This window comes from Microbacterium stercoris (genome assembly GCF_017592545.1).
In the GTDB taxonomy this organism is placed as follows: domain Bacteria; phylum Actinomycetota; class Actinomycetes; order Actinomycetales; family Microbacteriaceae; genus Microbacterium; species Microbacterium stercoris.
In genome coordinates this window covers 171,821-188,378 of record NZ_JAGFOA010000002.1, presented here as the reverse complement: position 1 = coordinate 188,378, position 16,558 = coordinate 171,821, and the positions used below count along the sequence as shown (strand labels likewise).

General features: G+C 71.1%; 17 protein-coding genes. 7 read left to right on the top strand and 10 right to left on the bottom strand.

Going from position 1 to position 16,558, the window contains the following annotated elements; genetic code table 11:
• Window positions 1-7 precede the first annotated feature (7 nt).
• Together J5V96_RS05090 and J5V96_RS05085 are read left to right on the top strand one after the other, a co-directional pair.
• Window positions 8-889, top strand: coding sequence for a DUF4097 family beta strand repeat-containing protein (locus J5V96_RS05090; protein WP_208501216.1), 882 nt, complete (start codon window positions 8-10; stop codon window positions 887-889).
• Window positions 889-1,503, top strand: a complete 615-nt coding sequence (locus tag J5V96_RS05085; protein WP_208501213.1) for a PadR family transcriptional regulator — start codon at window positions 889-891, stop codon at window positions 1,501-1,503. The genes J5V96_RS05090 and J5V96_RS05085 overlap by 1 nt, the downstream gene beginning before the upstream one ends.
• 158 nt (window positions 1,504-1,661) lie before the next feature.
• On the opposite strand, the gene J5V96_RS05080 is transcribed toward J5V96_RS05085, so the two are convergent.
• Window positions 1,662-2,219, bottom strand: coding sequence for a universal stress protein (locus J5V96_RS05080; protein ID WP_208502365.1), 558 nt, complete (start codon window positions 2,217-2,219; stop codon window positions 1,662-1,664).
• A 145-nt stretch (window positions 2,220-2,364) separates the two neighbouring features.
• Between J5V96_RS05080 and J5V96_RS05075 the strand changes: the two genes are divergently transcribed.
• Window positions 2,365-2,592, top strand: a complete 228-nt coding sequence (locus J5V96_RS05075) for a DUF3073 domain-containing protein (protein ID WP_208501211.1) — start codon at window positions 2,365-2,367, stop codon at window positions 2,590-2,592.
• 91 nt (window positions 2,593-2,683) lie between these two features.
• Here J5V96_RS05075 and purF read toward each other — a convergent pair whose 3' ends face one another.
• Entirely contained in the window at window positions 2,684-4,156 is a 1,473-nt protein-coding gene (gene purF / locus J5V96_RS05070) for an amidophosphoribosyltransferase (RefSeq protein ID WP_208501208.1), read from the bottom strand.
• Between the two features lie 27 nt (window positions 4,157-4,183).
• Window positions 4,184-5,230 carry a phosphoribosylformylglycinamidine cyclo-ligase gene (gene purM, locus J5V96_RS05065; protein ID WP_236014577.1) on the bottom strand — a complete coding sequence of 349 codons (1,047 nt, stop codon included), beginning with the start codon at window positions 5,228-5,230 and terminating at the stop codon, window positions 4,184-4,186.
• A 182-nt stretch (window positions 5,231-5,412) separates the two neighbouring features.
• Here purM and J5V96_RS05060 point away from each other — a divergent pair, with 182 nt between their 5' ends.
• Window positions 5,413-5,982, top strand: coding sequence for a zinc-binding alcohol dehydrogenase (locus J5V96_RS05060; protein ID WP_208501206.1), 570 nt, complete (start codon window positions 5,413-5,415; stop codon window positions 5,980-5,982).
• A 21-nt stretch (window positions 5,983-6,003) separates the two neighbouring features.
• Here J5V96_RS05060 and J5V96_RS05055 read toward each other — a convergent pair whose 3' ends face one another.
• The 4 genes from J5V96_RS05055 to J5V96_RS05040 form a co-directional block, all read right to left on the bottom strand.
• Window positions 6,004-6,351, bottom strand: coding sequence for a potassium transporter Trk (locus tag J5V96_RS05055; protein WP_236014522.1), 348 nt, complete (start codon window positions 6,349-6,351; stop codon window positions 6,004-6,006).
• A gap of 77 nt (window positions 6,352-6,428) precedes the next feature.
• Window positions 6,429-6,800, bottom strand: a complete 372-nt coding sequence (locus J5V96_RS05050) for a sterol carrier family protein (RefSeq protein ID WP_208501204.1) — start codon at window positions 6,798-6,800, stop codon at window positions 6,429-6,431.
• Window positions 6,801-6,817: 17 nt separating this feature from the next.
• Window positions 6,818-7,786 carry a cation efflux transmembrane domain-containing protein gene (locus J5V96_RS05045; RefSeq protein WP_208501202.1) on the bottom strand — a complete coding sequence of 323 codons (969 nt, stop codon included), beginning with the start codon at window positions 7,784-7,786 and terminating at the stop codon, window positions 6,818-6,820.
• Window positions 7,783-8,277, bottom strand: a complete 495-nt coding sequence (locus J5V96_RS05040) for a type 2 periplasmic-binding domain-containing protein (protein ID WP_236014521.1) — start codon at window positions 8,275-8,277, stop codon at window positions 7,783-7,785. Before J5V96_RS05040 ends, J5V96_RS05045 begins: the two co-directional genes overlap by 4 nt.
• Window positions 8,278-8,373: 96 nt before the next feature.
• On the opposite strand from J5V96_RS05040, the gene purD reads away from it, so the two are divergent.
• On the top strand, window positions 8,374-9,639 hold the full coding sequence (gene purD, locus J5V96_RS05035) for a phosphoribosylamine--glycine ligase (protein ID WP_208501192.1): 1,266 nt from the start codon (window positions 8,374-8,376) through the stop codon (window positions 9,637-9,639).
• An 87-nt stretch (window positions 9,640-9,726) separates the two neighbouring features.
• On the opposite strand, the gene J5V96_RS05030 is transcribed toward purD, so the two are convergent.
• Together J5V96_RS05030 and J5V96_RS05025 are read right to left on the bottom strand one after the other, a co-directional pair.
• Window positions 9,727-10,914: an MFS transporter gene (locus J5V96_RS05030; RefSeq protein ID WP_208501190.1), complete on the bottom strand. Its 1,188-nt coding sequence runs from the start codon at window positions 10,912-10,914 to the stop codon at window positions 9,727-9,729.
• Window positions 10,915-10,951: 37 nt separating this feature from the next.
• On the bottom strand, window positions 10,952-12,190 hold the full coding sequence (locus J5V96_RS05025) for a DUF998 domain-containing protein (RefSeq protein ID WP_236014520.1): 1,239 nt from the start codon (window positions 12,188-12,190) through the stop codon (window positions 10,952-10,954).
• Here J5V96_RS05025 and J5V96_RS05020 point away from each other — a divergent pair.
• The gene (locus J5V96_RS05020) at window positions 12,189-13,064 is read left to right on the top strand and encodes a phosphoribosylaminoimidazolesuccinocarboxamide synthase (RefSeq protein WP_208501188.1); all 876 of its coding nucleotides are present in this window, start codon (window positions 12,189-12,191) and stop codon (window positions 13,062-13,064) included. The two genes, J5V96_RS05025 and J5V96_RS05020, sit on opposite strands and share 2 nt — an antisense overlap.
• Before the next feature lie 67 nt (window positions 13,065-13,131).
• Here J5V96_RS05020 and J5V96_RS05015 read toward each other — a convergent pair whose 3' ends face one another.
• On the bottom strand, window positions 13,132-15,084 hold the full coding sequence (locus J5V96_RS05015) for a BCCT family transporter (RefSeq protein WP_208501185.1): 1,953 nt from the start codon (window positions 15,082-15,084) through the stop codon (window positions 13,132-13,134).
• A 222-nt stretch (window positions 15,085-15,306) separates the two neighbouring features.
• On the opposite strand from J5V96_RS05015, the gene J5V96_RS05010 reads away from it, so the two are divergent.
• Complete coding sequence (locus J5V96_RS05010) at window positions 15,307-16,413, top strand: hypothetical protein (RefSeq protein ID WP_208501177.1); 1,107 nt, start codon at window positions 15,307-15,309, stop codon at window positions 16,411-16,413.
• The last annotated feature ends 145 nt before the right edge of the window (window positions 16,414-16,558 follow it).

Genomic DNA, 16,558 nt, shown 5'->3' with positions numbered 1-16,558 from the left:
GAGAACAGTGGAGAAGTGGATCGTGCAGCCGGGGCAGACCCGGATCATCGACGTCGAGGGCATCCGCCGCCTCAAGGTGGGTCTCGCCGGCGGCCAGGTCGACATCATCGGTCACGACGAGCCGGGCACCCGCGTCGAGGTGCACGGCGTGACGGTGAAGGACCTGCGCATCGAGGTCACGGGCGACGAGCTCGAGATCGACCACCCGCAGCTGCGCTGGGACAACTTCCTCGAGGTGTTCCGCAACTTCGGCTCAGGCGGACCGCGAGCCGAGATCAGTGTCGCGGTGCCGCGCAGCGTCGCGCTCACGCTCGGCGTCGTCAGCGCCAACGCGCTCGTCGCGGGTCTCGCGAACGAGGCTCGGGTCAACACCGTGTCGGGCGACGTGCTCGTCGACGGACTCACCGGCGACCTCACGGCCAACGCCGTCTCCGGCGACGTGCAGGCCCGCGCACTGAACGGGGCCTTCTCGGCGAACACGGTCTCGGGCGACGTCACCGTCTCCGGATGGATCCATCGTGCGAACGTGGACTCCGTCGGCGGCACCACGATGATCGACGCCGAGGGCGCGATCGACGCGGTCGCGGTCAACACCGTCAGCGGCAACGTCACCGTGCGTCTCGACGAGGGCCTGCCGGCCAACTACGTCACGCGATCGGCGAGCGGGCGCATCGTCATCGACGGCACCGTGCGGTCGTCGGGCGGCCCGAGCAACGTGAACGCGTCGATCGGCGAGCTGTCCGGATCCTTCGCCGACGTGCGCGCCAACACCGTCTCGGGCGAGATCACCGTGCTGCGCCGGCCAGGCGGCCAGACCTCGGACACCCCTGCCGCGGCCGCGGATCAGTCCGTGACCGAGCCGCCGACCGACCCGGAGGAGGTGCTCTGATGCCCCCCGTCTTCTCTCACGGAGACCTGCGCCTCTACCTGCTGAGCCTGCTGGCCTCCGCCCCGCGCCACGGCTACGACATCATGCAGTCGCTCGCCGAGCGCACGGGCGGCACCTACACCCCCAGCGCGGGCACGATCTATCCGCGCCTTGCGAAGCTCGAGGAGGAGGGCCTTGTGACCAAGACCTCTGACGGACGCAAGACCGTCTACGAGATCACCGACGCGGGCCGCGCCGAGGTGGAGTCGCGCGCCGCCGACATCCAGGGCATCGAGGCGGGGCTCGCCGACACCGTGCGCGCGATCGCCGACGAGGTGCGCTCGAACGTCCGCGAGGCGATGAAGAGCCTGAAGGCTGATCTCGCCGCCGCCGCGCACGAGGCGCCGCGGGCTTCCTCGTCCGCATCGGATCCCTCCGAGGACGACTCGCGCGTCCGCGCTCGTGCCGAGCTGCACCGGGCCGAGGCGGCCATCGCGGAGTTCCGTGGTCGCGTGCGCGCGGATCTGCGCAGCCACGTCGCCCGCGGCGGCGAGCTGCTGCCGGCCACGGTCGACGCGCTGACCGCGGCGCTCGAGGCCGCGGCCTCGTCGCTCAGCTCGTCGCTCAAGCGCTGACGGAAGGTCCGGGCGTCTCGACTCGCTTCGCTCGCTCGACGAGCGAACGGGGCGAGGCGCCCCGGCCCGCGTCGGCAGCTCGACGAGCGAAGGGGGCGAGGCGCCCCGGCCCGCGTCGGCAGCTCGACGAGCGAAGAGGCGAGGCCCCCCGGACCGCGTCAGACGTCGACCTCGGGGAAGCCCTCGTCGTCCTTGAGCAGCTCGCCCTGCGGCACCACGAGCACGGGGCGGTGCTGCCGGTGCGCGAGGCGGGCAGCGACGGATCCGGTGAAGAACTGACGGATCGACTCGCCGAAGCCGCGCTTGCGGGTGCCGACCACGATCAGTCGCGCGTCGATCTTGTCGGCGAAGTGCTTGATGGCCAGCGCGGGGTCGCCCACGAGCTGGCGCACCTCCCAGGTGCCGCCGAAGTTCACGAGGTGCTGCTGGGCCGCGGCCTTGACGGCCTCGAGCTCACCCTCTCCGGCCTGCACGCTGATGTCGACCGGGGCCGAGTGCACGTAGCCATCCGGATCCTCGTAGGTCACGAAGCGGGTGACGTCGACGTGCACCACCACCAGCGGCGCTCCGAGCAGCTGCGCGTAGTGCGCGGCCTCCTGGAGCACCCGAGGGGTCTGCTCTGGAATGATGCCGACGATCACGGCTCCGTGCATCGCGGCGTCTAGTGGCGCCTCGCGGCGCACCGCGTCGACGTTCTCATTCGGCTGATCGGACATCATGCGACCCCCTCCGGATGGTGCGGCCGATCGAGGCGTCGAGGCCGCGTGGTATCCTGAATGCTACTCTTCACCGGCTTTCCGAGCCGGTTTCCGCAGCAGACCAGGGACAGAGATCCCGGCTCAACGTGAGGGGGTCTCGCGCATGGGGCGTGGCCGTCAGAAGGCGAAGCACACCAAGCTCGCCCGCGAATTGAAGTCGTTCAGCCCGACTGTGAACTATTCGGCGCTCGAGCGTGAGCTCGGGCACCCGTCGGACGACGAGAACGAGTACGTCGACAAGTGGGCCGACCTCTATGGCGGCGACGATGACGACGACTCGGACGAGGATGAAGACGAGGCCGACGAGCATCTGACTCACCAGCACGTCTGATCCTCGCTCTTCGCGTGGTGTCATTCGCCACAAGAATGTGAGAAGGCGGCCCGGTCATCGACCGGGCCGCCTTTCGCGTTCCTTCGGAAGGTCAGGACGACTGCGTCTGCTCGACCCAGGCGAGGTACTCGTCCGAGACCGTGCCGGTGACGTAGCGACCGTCGAACGGGCTGAGATCGAGATCGTCGAAGCGCGGGTCGCCCTCGGCGCTCTCGATGATCGCGGCCTTGAGATCCTCGACCTCCTGGTACACCAGGTAGTCGGCGCCGAGCTCGGCGGCGATCTCCTCGGTCGTGCGGCCGTGCGCGATGAGCTCGTGACGCGAGGGCATGTTGATGCCGTACACGTGCGGGAAGCGCACGGGCGGTGCGGCTGAGGCGAAGATCACCGATTTCGCGCCGGCGTCGCGCGCCATCTGCACGATCTGCTTGGACGTGGTGCCGCGCACGATCGAGTCGTCGATGAGCAGCACGTTCTTGCCGCGGAACTCGCTCGACATCGCGTTGAGCTTCTGACGCACGCTCTTCTTGCGTGCCGCCTGGCCCGGCATGATGAACGTGCGGCCGACGTAGCGGTTCTTGTAGAAGCCCTCGCGGTACTCGATGCCGAGCACACGCGAGACCTCCATCGCTGCAGGACGCGACGAGTCGGGGATCGGCATCACGACGTCGATGAAGCCCTCGGGCACGGTCTTCGCGATGGTCGCGGCGAGCTTCTCGCCCATGCGCAGGCGCGACTCGTAGACGGGCACGCCGTTCATGATCGAGTCGGGGCGGGCGAGGTAGACGTACTCGAACGAGCAGGGCAGCAGCCGCGGATCGTCGGCGCACTGCTTCGAGAACAGCTCGCCCTCGTCCGTGATGAAGACGGCCTCGCCGGGCTCGATGTCGCGCACGATCTCGTAGTCGCCGTTCTCGAGCACGAGCGACTCGCTGGTGACGACCCACTCGTCCTTGCCGTCGTCGGCCGCGCGGCGGCCCAGGATCAGCGGGCGGATGCCGTGCGGGTCGCGGAAGGCGAGCAGGCCGTACCCGGCGATGATCGCGATCACCGCGTAGGCGCCCTCGATGCGGCGGTGCGTGCGCGTGACCGCCTCGAAGATGCGCTCGGGCTCGAGATCGACCGGGCTCGTGGTGGCCTGCAGCTCGTTGGCGAGCGCGTTGAGCAGCAGCTCGGTGTCGCTCGACGAGTTGAGGTGGCGGCGGTCGCGCTGGGCCATGTCCTCGGTGAGCTCACGGGTGTTGGTGAGGTTGCCGTTGTGGATCAGGATGATGCCGTACGGCGAGTTCACGTAGAAGGGCTGCGCCTCCTCCTCGCTCGAGGCGGTGCCCTTCGTCGCGTAGCGCACGTGCCCGAGGCCGACGTTGCCGAGCAGCGAGCGCATGTCGCGCGTGCGGAAGGCCTCGCGCACCATGCCGGAGGCCTTGTGCGTGTGCATCACGCCGTTGGGCTCGGCGGTGGCGATGCCGGTGGCATCCTGCCCGCGATGCTGAAGGAGGAGGAGAGCGTCGTAGATGTCCTGGTTGACCGGGGCGCGCCCGACCATTCCGACGATGCCGCACATGAGGTGTTGCTTGTCCCGTTCCTGAACTCAGGCGCCGCGGCCGGCGTACTCGCCGACCAGTCGCACGGCGCCGCCATCGACGCCCTTGGCGCCCTGCTCGAATTCGCCGCCCGTGGTGGGCAGCGCGTCGTCGCGGACGACGCCGACCTGCCAGGCGGAGATGCCCGAGGCCTCGATCTGCGCGATGGCCTCAGAGGCCTTGTCCGCCGACACGATCGCCATGAACCCGATGCCGAGGTTCCACGTGCCCTCGCTCGACTCAAGAGAGGTGCCGGCGATGTCGCTCAGCACCTGGAACACCGTCGAGGGCGCCCACGTGGAGCGATCGACGTCGACCCACGTGCCGACGGGGAGCACGCGCGCGAGGTTCGCGGCGATGCCGCCGCCGGTGACGTGCGTGAGCGAGTGGACGTCGTCGCCGAGCGTCGCGATGAGCTCGAGCAGCGGGGTCGTGTACAGACGCGTCGGCTCGAGCAGGGCCTCGCCCCACGTGACGCCGAAGTCGGAGGCCTGGTCGCCGTAGCGGATGCCGGCGCGCGTGATGATGTGGCGCACGAGCGAGAATCCGTTGGAGTGGATGCCGCTCGAGGCCAGCGCGATCACCGCGTCGCCGGGCTGGACGCGCTCGGCGCCCAGCACCTTGTCGGCCTCGACGACGCCGGTCGCCGCGCCCGCGACGTCGTAGTCGTTCTGGCCGAGCAGACCCGGGTGCTCGGCCGTCTCGCCGCCGACCAGCGCGGTGCCCGTGAGCGCGCACGCCTCGGCGATGCCACGCACGATGTCGGCGATCCGCTGCGGGAACACCTTGCCCGTGGCGATGTAGTCGGTCATGAACAGCGGCTTGGCGCCGACCACCACGATGTCGTCGACGACCATGCCGACGAGGTCGTGGCCGATGGTGTCGTGCTTGTCGATGGCCTGCGCGATGGCGACCTTCGTGCCGACGCCGTCGGTGGAGGTCGCCAGCAGGGGGCGCTTCATGCCGACGAGGGCGCTCGCGTCGAACAGGCCGGCGAAGCCGCCGACACCTCCGAGCACCTCGGAGCCGTGAGTGGCCTTGACGGACGCCTTCATCAGCTCGACCGCGAGGTCGCCGGCTGCCGTGTCGACACCGGCCTCGGCGTAGGTCGAAGCGGGGCGGGTGGACGTGGATTCGGTGGGGTCGGGTGCCACCCGACAAGACTACCGGCCGAGATACTGGGAAAGCACCGCCGGGTCGCTTCGGATCCCTCCTGCATGCCCCCGATAATGGCCGCATGACCTCCCCCGAGTGGCACGTCCGCGAGGACTGCGGTCGTTCGGTGCTGGTCGCGCTCTATCTGCGCCAGGCGCTGGGCGTGCGGCATCCGGCCGAGCTGCCCCAGCTGCGCGGCGTCGCGCGCGGGCAGGACGCCTCGGACGCCGTCGAGATGCAATGGCGCCGGTACTGGGAGATGACGGTCGAGCCCGAGGCGCACCTCTCCCCGACTCCCCTCGAGCTCGTCGAGAGCTTCCGCACGCACGTCGCCCTGCCCGTGCACGCCGGCGACCTGCGCGACGCGGCCGAGCCGCTCGGCGCGCAGGCGCTCGCCTACGCCGAGGCCGAATACGTGCGGTACGAGCGCACGCACCGTGCGTACCGCGGCTACGCGGGCGCCGTGGTCGAGTTCGAGCGCGCCGCCGGGCGGCGCGCTCATCCGTTCCGCCTCGACGTGCAGGTGCTGCCGCTCTCGCAGCGCGGAGTCTGGTGGATCGGATCCCTCACGGTCGCGGTGTCGGACACCCTGCGAGGGGATGTGGCCGCGTTCGACGCGGCGATGCAGCCGATCCTGCGGGAGCTGGCCTGACGGATCCGGCCAGGGAGTGGCTCAGTCGGCGCGCGTCTCGCGCACCGCGGTGACCTGCTGGGTGCGGCGTCCGATCGTCCACTCGAGCACAAGCGCCACGATCATGGCCAGCAGGATGCCCGCGGGCACGCACCAGAGCAGGATGAAGCCGAACGTCTGCGAGGGCGAGTACACGACCTCGGTGAACGGGCTCGGGTCGCTCGTGCCGTCGAAGGCGGTCGCGAGGATCATCGCGACGACGATGCCCAGGGCCGCGCCCACTCCGGCGAAGACGCCGTAGCGGGGCGATCGCCGCACCGTCACCGTGCCCGGAGTCTGCTCGGCGGGGACTCCCTCGTCAGCGGGGAGAGGCGATGCATGGGCGGACATGCCGCCATCAAAGCACCGGTTCCTGAACAGCTGACGTGGAAAAGGTGTTCCCTAGCTGATCCCTCCCGAAAGCGGCGTCAGGGACGCACCGGAAGCACCGCGGCGAGATCGGCGCGCACGCCGGAAGCGCTGATCCGCCCCTGTCCCACCGCCTCCTCCCAGGCGAGCGCTCCCGTGGCCAGAGCGATCCAGGTGGACGGCTCCATCTCGACCACATTGGGCGGGGTGCCACGCGTGTGCCGAGGGCCCTGGATCACCTGCGCGGCGCCGAAGGGCGGCACCCGCACCTCGACGCTGTTGCCCGGGGCCTTCTCGACGAGCAGCTGCAGCAGGTACCGCACGGCGGTGGCGTGGGCGGTCCGCGCGGGCTTCTCCCCCGCGCTCTCCGCCGCCGCCACCGCGGCGAGCGCGTCGCGTCCGTCGCCGGTGTCGATCCGCTTCGTGGCCATATGCCCAGGCTAGGCGGCTAGACGTAGCGCGTCGCCTCGGCCGGCAGTGTGGAGACCGGCACGATCACGACATCCTGCATCTTCCAGTCCAGCCCGACGACGCGGCGCTGCAGCTCTTCGAGGTGCGCGAGGTCGAGGCGACGCCTGCGGGGCACGACGAACGCCTCCACGTGCAGCACCTGGCCCAGATCGCGCACGCGCACGGCGGCGTCCTTGACCGCGGGATCGGCGTGCAGGGTGCGCAGGATGTCGCGCAGCACCGGGTGGACGGATCCCTCGTCGTACGAGGTCGCCCGCTTGTCGATGAGGTCCTCGATCGCGGTGATCATGTTGCGCCAGCCGTCCCAGAGGATGCCGAGGGAGATGAACAGGGCTGCCGCGTAGTCGAGCCACCACAGGCCGAGACCCACGCCGCCCACGCCGACGATCGAGGCCACCGTGGTCTGCCAGTCGGCCTTGGCCATCGCGGCGTCGGCGTGCAGCAGCTTGTTGTGCAGGGGGCCGGCGAGCTTCGCCTTGTAGCGGCCGTAGAAGAACGGCCCGATGACGATGACCGCCATCACGCTCATCATCAGCCAGCCGAGCCAGATCGTGTGCCCGAACAGCACCACCGTGCCGATGGTCGGATGCTCGCCGCGCAGGAAGCCGACCACCGCCTCGACCGCGAGGTTGCCGCCGACGATGAGCAGGGCGACGCCCGCGACGAGGTGCCCGACGCCCATCGCCCGGTGCTTGCCGAAGGGGAACCGCCGGCTGGGCCGACGGCGGATGAACAGCAGCGCGACGAGGAAGGCGATCTGCGGCAGCAGCGAGAGCATGTCCTCGATCCACGCCGTGCGCATGGCCTGCGAGCTGCCGACGACGAGGGCGATCAGCGCGATCGTCACCGAGGTGTAGGCGATCGTGATGATCTCGATCTTCACGGCCTTGCGCATCGCCTCCTGCTGCTCCTGCGGCAGGTCGGTGCGTCCGATCCGGGCGGTCATCGTGTGGCCTCCTGCTGCTCCTGCAGCTCCTGCAGGTGGGTCTCGAGCGCGACGACGAAGCGGTTCTCGCCCAGGCGGGCGAGCATCACCACGGGACCGTCCACCTCGGGCAGGTCGGTGAACTCGCGTGTCACCGCGACCTTGTCGACCCACGGCGTCTGTCCCGTCATACCCCCGATCGCGAGGTCGAGCTGGCCGTCTTCGATCTTCGTCACGAGTGTCTCCTCGCTGCCGACGCTCCATTCCACGTCCGCATCGATGCTCTCGGCGAAGTCCTCGACGACCGCGGCCAGGGGCCCGCTCACCTCAGCGCCGTCGACGAGCACCCGCCCGTCGTCGGCGGAGGCCCCCACCCGCAGCTCTCCCCCGCTCACGCGCTCGAGCGTGCCCTCCGGATCCTGCGGGATCCGGATCCCGTCGCATCCGGTCGCGAGGGCCAGCGTCGCCGCGAGCGCGATCGCCATGCCGGCGGTCCTGCGCAGTGCGTCCATGATCCGACGGTAGGTCGGGGGCTCGGCGGGTCGCACGGGCCTTGTGCGAAGGCCCACTCACCGGTATGACCTCGGGGCGCTCGGTATCCTGGACGGGTGAAGATCCTCGTCCTCGGTTCCGGCGCGCGCGAGCACGCCCTCGTCCTCGCACTGAAGTCGGAGGACGCCGGTCACGAGCTGCTCGCGGCTCCCGGCAACGCCGGCATCGCGCGCGATGCGGCCATCGTCGCGGTCGACCCCAACGACCCCGTGTCGGTCACGTCGTTCGCGCTCGACAACGACGTCGACCTCGTGATCATCGGCCCCGAGGCGCCGCTCATCGCGGGTGTCGCCGACGCCCTGCGCGAGCGCGCCGTCCCGGTGTTCGGCCCCGGCAAGGCGGCCGCGGCCCTGGAGGGTTCGAAGGCGTTCGCGAAGCGGATCATGGACGCCGCCTCTGTGCCGACCGGTCGCGCCGCATACGCCCGCACGATCGACGAGGTCGCCGCCGCGATCGACGAGTTCGGCGCCCCCTACGTCGTCAAGGCCGACGGGCTCGCCGCGGGCAAGGGCGTCATCGTGACGTCGGACCGCGACGCCGCGCTGGCGCACGCCGAGACCTACCTGCCGAGCGGCCCGGTGCTGATCGAGGAGTTCCTGTCGGGCCCCGAGGTGTCGCTCTTCTTCCTCTCCGACGGCGACACCGTGCGCGCCCTGAGCCCCGCGCAGGACTTCAAGCGCGCGCTCGACGGCGACGGCGGTCCGAACACGGGCGGCATGGGCGCCTACTCGCCGCTGCCGTGGCTGGCGGAGCGCTTCGGATCGGAGGAGGCCTTCGTCGCGGAGGTCACCGAGACCGTCGCGCTGCCGGTGATCCGCCAGCTCGACGCCGAGGGCACGCCGTTCATCGGCCTGCTCTACGCCGGACTGATCCTCACGGATGCGGGCGTGCGCGTCATCGAGTTCAACGCGCGCTTCGGTGACCCCGAGACCCAGGTGGTGCTGCCGCGTCTCGTCACGCCGCTGTCGCGCCTGCTGCTCGCCGCCGCGAACGGCACGCTCGAGGACGAGGGGCAGCCGGAGTTCTCGTCCGACGTCGCCGTCACCGTCGTGCTCGCCTCGGAGGGCTACCCGGAGTCGCCCATCACCGGTCGTGCGCTGACCGGCGTGGACGAGGCCGGCGAGGTCGAGGGCGTGCACGTCGCGCATGCCGCGACGGCCGACGCCGACGGAGGCCTCGTCGCCACCGGCGGCCGCGTGCTCAACGTCGTGGCGACCGCATCCGACTTCCGCACGGCCCGCTCGCGCGCCTACGACGCGATCGGCCGCATCGGCCTCGAGGGCGGTCACCACCGCTCCGACATCGCCGCCCGCGTGGAGTGAGCTGACCGCCCGCCGCCCGTTCGTCGAGCGGCGCGGGCACGAGTCGCGCCGGCCCGGACCTCCCACGAGGTCCGGGCCGTTCGTGTTCTAGGCCCGTCCGTCGCGCGTGGTGCGCGGCCGATGCGGCAGGCCTGCGGCCAGCACCGCCGCCGCGAGCACCAGCGCGAACGCGGCGATCGTGACGGCCGGCCACCGGGCGGCATCCCACGCCCAGCCCAGCAGCAGAGCACCGGCCGACGATCCGGCGTAGTAGAAGAGCGTGTACCAGGCCTGACCCACCGAGGGTCGTGGCGAGACCGAGGGCACGGTGGCGCTGGCACCGGCGTGCAGCATGAAGAAGCCGGCCGCCAGCACAAGAAGACCCGCGATCACCGCGACCAGGTGATCCAGGATCAGGATGGCCGCACCGGCCGCCATGATCGCGGATCCGCTGAGGATCGTTGTGCGCGCCCCGAAGCGGTCGAGCAGGGCGCCCGTGCGCATCGACGAGTACGTGCCGGCCGCGTAGGTGAGGAACAGCAGCGAGGTCACGCCGAGTCCGAGCGAGAACGGCGGCTCGTGCACACGGAACGCCACCGCATTGAAGACGCCCATAAACGCGGCCATGCCGGTGAACGCCACGGCGAACAGGCGGGCCCGCACCGTCCAGGGGTGGCTGCGGGGGATCTCGATCGACGTGGTCGGCGGGGCCTGTGCCTTGCGCCGCAGCGTGACGAGCACCGCGAGCACCCCGCCCGCACCGGCGAGCAGCACGATGAGATCGACCGCCGCGACGCCGGCTCGCCAGCCCCACCACTCGGCGACCACGCCCGCCACGATGCGACCGGCCATCCCGCCCGCCGTGGTGCCCGCCACGTACATCGCGGCCACACGCTTTCGCCGGATCGACGGCGCCGCCTCCGACGACCAGACCAGCGCCGAGACCAGCACCCCGCTGAGCACAAGACCCGCGAGCAGGCGCGAGGCCACCAGCACGGGCCACACCGCAGCGGTGCTCGTCACGGCGGTGAGCACAACCCCGACCACGAGGGAGCCGACGATCACACGACCCCGGCCGATCCGATCCGCGAGCCACGCCGCCGGGAAGACCCCTGCCGCGATGCCGAGCGTCGTCATCGAGACCACGAGGTTCGCCTCGAACGCGGTGCGACCGAACTCGCGCGCGATGGCCGCCAGCAGCGGCTGCGGGGCGTAGATCGCCGCCATGACGGCGACCCCCAGCAGTTGTGCCCCGGTCGCGGCGACCCGCCAGCGGTCGGTGCTCGCGGCGGTCATGGATCCATCCTGCCCGGGCCGAGGGGGTGCCGGGCCGTCACCTCCGCAGGGCGCCCCGCAGGATCGGCCGGGCCGACGGACGGGGCTCATCCGGGGCGAGGGCGGCGAGCGCGCGCATCAGCGTCGTGAGCCAGACGAACGCCAGCCCCACCGCCACCGCTTCGAGGCCCGTGGCCGCGTAGAGGTGGAGCGGCTGCCACAGCAGCACGGCCACCACGAGCCCGACGCCGACGCCGACGGTCGTGACGAGGAGGGCGGGAGGCGGGCCGGGCATCGCCACGGCCACCGCGACGGCCGACGCCGCCATCAGCACCAGCGTGGCGATGGCGGCGACGAGGTGCGGCACCGGCGCGCGATGGAGGGGGAACAGGCCGATCAGGGCCAGGCTCACCCCCGTGGCCGCGAACAGCAGCACGACCGGCGCGATGCGTCCGAGCGCCGCGTCGCCGAGGATGCGGTGCAGGTCGCGGCCGATGTAGGCGCCCACCGCCGCGAGCAGCAGACCGCCGAGCACCAGCGTGCCGTTGAACGCCCACGCGCTGCCACCCGCGCCGAGCTGCGAGAAGTTGCGCTCCCACCAGCGCGGATCGGCCGCCGTCAGCATCGAGAACAGCGTGCCGGTGACGAGGAAGGAGAAGAGCAGGCCGACGAGGTCGTCGGTGCGCACGCGCGCGCCAAGCCCGAAGCCGGCGCTGCTCGCGGCCGCGGCCGCGGCGCCGGTGAGCAGCCCACCGCCGAGCGGGGCGACCTGCAGGCCGTCGAGGCCGACGGCCAGCACCTCACCCAGGCACAGCACGGCGAGCGCCGTCACCCCGGCGAGGGCGAGAGCGACCGCCGCATCCGAGACCCGCGAGACGATCTGCTGCCACCGCGGCATCTGGGCCGTCTCTCCGCGCCGATGCAGCAGCGATCCGGCCGCGAACCCAGTGACCGCGGCGAGCGCCGCCACCCCCGCGGCGGGCAGGCCGATCGACCCCTCCCCCGCGAGAGGCCGCGCCGGCCCCCACAGCAGCGCCGTGCCGAGCGCGGCGCCGACGGCGAACCCGATCCACGCGGCCCACGTCGCGTGCGTGTCGCGCGCGATCCGGTCCTGTGCCGTCATGCTCACATCGAACCACGGGCCTCCGACACGGGCGCGGGGCTTGCGGGGCGTGCGCGAGAGCGCTTCGCGCTCGCGCTCGCGCCGAACCCACGCCGCCCCGCGCCCATGCCGCCCGCCGTCGCGCCCGGCCACGCGGCGCAGGCGCATCCGGCCGACCTGGAAGAATGAGCCCATGACGCTCGAGATCCCCGGTTGGAAGCACACGTACTCCGGCAAGGTGCGCGACCTCTACGCGCCCGCCGACGGATCCGCGAGCCGCATGCTCGTCGTCGCGAGCGATCGCGTGAGCGCCTTCGACCACGTGCTCGAGCCGGGCATCCCCGGCAAGGGCGAGCTGCTGACCACGCTCAGCCAGTGGTGGTTCGACCAGCTGGCGGGAGCCGACGGCGGCACGCCGGTGCCGAACCACCTCACCGGCGAGACCGTGCCGGATGAGGTCGCCGGCCGATCCATGATCGTGCGCTCGCTCGACATGCTGCCGATCGAGTGCGTGGTGCGCGGGTACCTGACCGGATCCGGCTGGCTCGAGTATCAGCAGAGCGGCACGGTCTGCGGCATCTCGCTTCCGGAGGGTCTGCAGGATGGCGACCGCCTCCCGGAGCCGATCTACACACCCGCGTACAAGGCGCCGATGGGCGAGCACGACGAGAACATCTCGTTCGAGAAGTCGGCCGAGCTCGTGGGCGCCGACCGCGCCGCCGAGCTGCGTGACCGCTCGCTCGAGATCTACCGCCGCGCGGCCGCGACCGCCGAGGCGCACGGGCTGATCCTGGCCGACACGAAGTTCGAGTTCGGCACCGATGAGGACGGAGTGCTGCGCCTCGCCGACGAGGTGCTCACGAGCGACTCCTCGCGCTACTGGGACGCCGAGGCCTGGCGCACCGGCACCACGCCCGCCGAGCGCATGGCGAGCTTCGACAAGCAGATCGTGCGCAACTGGCTCGCCGCCAACTGGGACAAGCAGGGCACCCCGCCAGAGCTGCCCGCCGCGATCGTCGACCAGACGGTCGCGCGCTACCGCGAGCTGCTCGACCTGCTCATCGGCTGACCCGCCCGATTGCCCCGAATGGCCGCTGTTCCGAGAGGAGCAGCGGCCATTCGCGGCATATGGCGGGTCAGCCCTTTCGCGGCGGGCGCCTGTCCTCCCCCACCACCAGCGAGGCGTCGCCGGATGCGGTGTGCTCCGGGTGATCCGGGCCCTTGGGCTGGATGCGCCCGGGCTCGAGCGTGCGCGCGACATCGGACGCGGTGACGATCTCGATCTGCTCGGTGGCCGTTGTGTACCACTCCACCAGCGCCGGATCCTGCGTGTCGATCGCGGCACCGGCCCCCTGGTCGGGCTGCACCTCGGTCGCGCCGAAGACGAAGTCGTCTCCGTGCTCCTCGATGCCGAGCCGCACACCCTGGGCGATGGCCGCGCGCGCGAACTTACGGCGCATGATGTACGGATCCGTCGCCAGCTCACGCGCCCAGGCGATCATGATGCCGACGACGATCACGGCGAACGGCAGGGCCGTCACGACCATGATCGACTGCAGCCCCGACAGGGCGGTCTCGCCTCCCGCGAGGAGCAGCGCCAGGGCGGCGGCCCCGAGCAGCACGCCCCAGGTGATGGTGACCCAGGTCGACGGCTCGGGCTTGCCGCGCTGGCTCATCGATGCCATCACGATCGCCGCCGAATCGGCCGACGTCACGAAGAACAGCACGATCGAGAGCATCGCCAGCACCGACAGCACGCCGGCGAGCGGCAGATTCTCGAGCACCGCGAACAGCACGGCCTCGGTGCCACCGTCGGCCATCGCCTGCCCGACCGCCCCCGTGAGCTCGTCGAAGTACATGGCGGATCCGCCCATGATGCCGAACCAGACGATGCAGACCACGGCGGGCACGACGATCACGACGGTGGTGAACTCGCGGAGGGTGCGACCACGCGAGATCTTGGCGATGAACATGCCCACGAACGGCGTCCAGGAGATCCACCATGCCCAGTAGTAGTTGGTCCAGCTGTTGACGAACGATGCGGCGTCCTCGCCCTGCGCGGGGTTGCGCATGAGCATCGTCCACAGCTCGGCGAGGAACGTCGACACGGATGCCGGCACCAGGTTGAGCAGCAGCAGCGTCGGTCCCAGGGCGAACAGCAGCACGCCGATGATCACCGCGATCACCATGTTGATGTTCGACAGCAGCCGGATGCCGCGCTTCACGCCCGAGACGGCCGACACCACGAACGCGGCGGTCAGCACCGTGACGATCGCGATGAGCGCGCCGTTGCCGAGCGGTCCGATGCCCGTGACGAACTCGGCACCCCGCGCGATCTGCAGCGTGCCCATTCCGAGCGTGACGGCGGTTCCGAACAGCGTCACGATGATGGCGAAGACATCGACCACCGCACCCATCCAGCCCTCGGTGCGCTCCTTGAAGATCGGCGCGAAGATGGCCGAGATCAGCGGCGCACGGCCGCGGCGGTAGGCGGCATAGGCGATCGCGCCGCCGACCAGCGCATAGAACGCCCACGCCAGCGGGCCCCAGTGCAGGTACGACTGCGCCAGCGCGAGGTGCATCGCGTCGCGCGATCCCGCCTCGGCGTCGAAGCCGGGCGGCACGTTCAGGAAGAAGGACAGCGGCTCCGCGGGCCCCCAGAAGAGCAGCCCGATGCCCATGCCGGCGGAGAAGAGCATCGCGATCCACGACACCGTGGAGAACTCGGGCGCCTCGTCGTCGGCGCCGAGGCGGATCCCTCCGGTGCGGCCGTAGCCCACGACCATCATGAAGACGACGGTCGCGATGGCCAGCAGCGCGAAGAACCAGCCGAAGTGCTCCATGACCCAGCCGAGCGAGGCCGATCCGGTGTCGCTGATGCTCTGCGGAGCGGCGAAGCCCCAGATCACGACGCCGAGAACGAGGGCGCCCGCGATGCCGAACACCAGCCAGTTCGTCGAGAACGTGCGATTGGTGTCCTCGACTCCGATGCCCGGGATCAGCGCAGGATGTGTCACCTCCTTCACGAGCGCGGTGACGGGCTTTCGGGAGGGGGGAGCCCCGGTTTCGGGGCGCGACTGATCGGTCATGTTCAGCTCACTTGACGAAGGGAAACGTGCGTTGCGTATGGAATTCGAGCGTCTTCCAACGTACGCGGGAGCCCTCCGCGTCTCCTGCCAGGGCCGGGATCGTGCCCGTGCTGTGACGTTCGAGCCGCCTGTGGAGAACCGCGGGCGGCCGGATCCACAGCCGTTCCGACGCCCTCCCCGGTGCCGATAACCTGGCCTCACCATTCGTCCGGGGGAGGCACGATGTCATACCGAACGCCCGCAGAAGGTGCCGAGCATGCACCCGCCGCACCGCACGGGGATCCGCTCACGGCGCGGCAGTCGCTGCTGCGCAGGGCCACGCTCTGGCTGACCCTCGGCGTGCTCGTCGCCGCCGCGGTTCTCGGTGGCGTCTTCATCATCATCGGCGACCAGTCAGGCGTCGCCGGTCGCGCCTGGCTGACGCTGCTGCTCGTCACCGGGTTCGCCGGCATGGTGCTGCTCGACGGCGCCGTCGGCGACGGACCGAACAAGTGGTACCTCGCCGCATCGACGATCACGAACGTCGTGCTGCTGGTCATCGGTCTCCTGAAGGTCTGGAACGGCCCGCTGCAGCCGGGCGACACCATCGACGCGGGTGTCTGGAGCGAGCAGATCGCCCGATGGATCGGCCTCGTGCTCCTCGCACGCCTCGTGCTGCTGATCACGCAGGTCTACGTGCACCGCTTCATCACGAACGGCCGCAGCCCGGTCACCCGGGCGTCGGCGTGGGTGACGCTCGCCTTCCTCTGGCTCACGGCGCTGGTCTGGGCCATCCCGCTGTCCTTCCCCAACCTCGCGCCCATCGGCATCCCGCAGGGCTACAGCGAGGTGTGGTGGCGGGTCGCCGGCGCGACCCTGCTGGTGGCGGCCGTCTCGGCGGTGGTGCCGGTGGTGGTGTACGCCTTCGGCCCCAAGCCCCCGAAGCCCCAGCGGGTGGCCGCGCCGTACGGCCCGGCAGGTCAGGTGCCACAGGCGCCGGGCTGGCCCACGCAGTACGCGCCGCAGCAGGGTCACCCGCAGGCGCCGGGCTGGCCGGCGCAGCCGCAGGGCTCCCCGCAGCAGCCGGGCTTCGGCCAGCAGCCGCCGCATCCGGGCTACGGGCAGCCCGCGTACCCCGCGCAGCCGCCGCATCCGGGCTATGGGCAGCAGCCCCAGCACCCGGGCTACGGGCAGCCCGCATATCCCGCGCAGCCGCCGGCCTCCCCCGCTCAGCGCCCCGCGCAGCCGCCGGCCCCCGCGGTGCCGCCCGTGCCGCCGGTGCCGCCCGTGCCGCCCGTGCCGCCCGTGCCGCCCGTGCCGGGCCAGCGTCCTCCCGTGCCGCCGCAGTAGCCGCGCGCGCTCCTCACGAAGGGGAGGTGATCCGATCCGGATCGCCTCCCCCTTCTCATTTGCGCGACACCGCCTGGATCCGTCCCGTGTTCTGCGGGTGGGGTGACGTATTGTTGATCGATTTGTCCCCCACCCGCTCCACCCG

Coding starts and splice junctions, on each gene's coding strand:
- J5V96_RS05085 (WP_208501213.1), top strand. CDS start 889: ATGCCCCCCGTCTTCTCTCACGGAGACCTGCGCCTCTACCTGCTGAGC.
- J5V96_RS05080 (WP_208502365.1), bottom strand. CDS start 2,219: ATGTCCGATCAGCCGAATGAGAACGTCGACGCGGTGCGCCGCGAGGCG.
- J5V96_RS05075 (WP_208501211.1), top strand. CDS start 2,365: ATGGGGCGTGGCCGTCAGAAGGCGAAGCACACCAAGCTCGCCCGCGAA.
- purF (WP_208501208.1), bottom strand. CDS start 4,156: ATGTGCGGCATCGTCGGAATGGTCGGGCGCGCCCCGGTCAACCAGGAC.
- purM (WP_236014577.1), bottom strand. CDS start 5,230: ATGAAGGCGTCCGTCAAGGCCACTCACGGCTCCGAGGTGCTCGGAGGT.
- J5V96_RS05060 (WP_208501206.1), top strand. CDS start 5,413: ATGACCTCCCCCGAGTGGCACGTCCGCGAGGACTGCGGTCGTTCGGTG.
- J5V96_RS05055 (WP_236014522.1), bottom strand. CDS start 6,351: ATGTCCGCCCATGCATCGCCTCTCCCCGCTGACGAGGGAGTCCCCGCC.
- J5V96_RS05050 (WP_208501204.1), bottom strand. CDS start 6,800: ATGGCCACGAAGCGGATCGACACCGGCGACGGACGCGACGCGCTCGCC.
- J5V96_RS05045 (WP_208501202.1), bottom strand. CDS start 7,786: ATGACCGCCCGGATCGGACGCACCGACCTGCCGCAGGAGCAGCAGGAG.
- J5V96_RS05040 (WP_236014521.1), bottom strand. CDS start 8,277: ATGGACGCACTGCGCAGGACCGCCGGCATGGCGATCGCGCTCGCGGCG.
- J5V96_RS05030 (WP_208501190.1), bottom strand. CDS start 10,914: ATGACCGCCGCGAGCACCGACCGCTGGCGGGTCGCCGCGACCGGGGCA.
- J5V96_RS05020 (WP_208501188.1), top strand. CDS start 12,189: ATGACGCTCGAGATCCCCGGTTGGAAGCACACGTACTCCGGCAAGGTG.
- J5V96_RS05025 (WP_236014520.1), bottom strand. CDS start 12,190: ATGGGCTCATTCTTCCAGGTCGGCCGGATGCGCCTGCGCCGCGTGGCC.
- J5V96_RS05015 (WP_208501185.1), bottom strand. CDS start 15,084: ATGACCGATCAGTCGCGCCCCGAAACCGGGGCTCCCCCCTCCCGAAAG.
- J5V96_RS05010 (WP_208501177.1), top strand. CDS start 15,307: ATGTCATACCGAACGCCCGCAGAAGGTGCCGAGCATGCACCCGCCGCA.